1 protein-coding gene is annotated in these 951 nt (G+C 74.0%); it reads left to right on the plus strand.

Going from position 1 to position 951, the window contains the following annotated elements; all coding sequences use genetic code 11:
* Positions 1-734: glutamate ligase domain-containing protein (locus tag TR48_RS36355; protein WP_042374879.1), on the plus strand; the 734-nt coding region annotated here is incomplete at its 5' end.
* Positions 735-951 lie beyond the last annotated feature (217 nt).

The raw sequence follows: 951 nt of genomic DNA on the forward strand, positions 1-951 counted from the left end.
TGCGGGCGATGGCGTCGCGCACCCGGGCCCGCGTCGTGCTGGTCGGCCGCACCCGCGACGCGCACCTGCGGGCCGAGGACGTCGAGGTCGACGACCTCGGACGGGCCCGCTTCCAGCTCGTGACCCCGGACGAAGGCGCGGCCCGGGTCGCGCTGCGGCTGTCCGGCGAGCACCACGTCGCCAACGCGCTCACCGCCGCAGCGGTGGGCCGCGAAGCGGGCCTGAGCATCGACCGCATCGCCGGACAGCTCTCGACGGCGATGCCCGCGTCGCGATGGCGCATGGAGGTCACCGAGCGACCCGACGGCGTCACCGTGATCAACGACGCCTACAACGCCAACCCCGACTCGATGCGTGCCGGCCTGGAGGCGCTGAAGGCCATGGCCCGGGGCCGCCGGGCCGTCGCGGTCCTGGGCGAGATGCGCGAGCTGGGAGCCGAGAGCAACCGCGAGCACACCCGGCTGGGCGAGCTCGTCGCCCAGCTCGGCATCGCCTACCTCATCACGATCGGAGGGGCCGAGGCTCAGCTGATCGAGCAGGCGGCCCGGCGCGGCAACGTCGACACCGTCACCTGCGCGGACCCCCAGGCCGCCTACGCCGCGCTGCGGCAGCTGGTGCGGCCCGGCGACGTGGTCCTGGTCAAAGCCTCACGCACCGCAGGACTGCAGACCCTCGCCGAACACCTCGCGCAGCCGCACGGCACAACCGGCGATCCCGAGGGACAGCCCACGTGACCGCGAGCCTCCACCGCGTCAACGAGCCGAAGCACGGGGGCTGACACCCGGGCACCAGACACCGCGCCAGGCAACGTGTTCGGCATCCGACGCCGATGCCGGTCCGCGCCTACCATCCGGCGAGGGTGGCCAGCGACGCGCCGCCCGCTCCAGCCGGGGCCGATCCACAGCCACGCCGAGCTTCCTCTTCCACGCTCGGCAGCTCTCCACGCAGACC

The sequence above is a fragment of the Streptacidiphilus neutrinimicus genome (assembly GCF_000787815.1).
GTDB lineage: Bacteria > Actinomycetota > Actinomycetes > Streptomycetales > Streptomycetaceae > Streptacidiphilus > Streptacidiphilus neutrinimicus.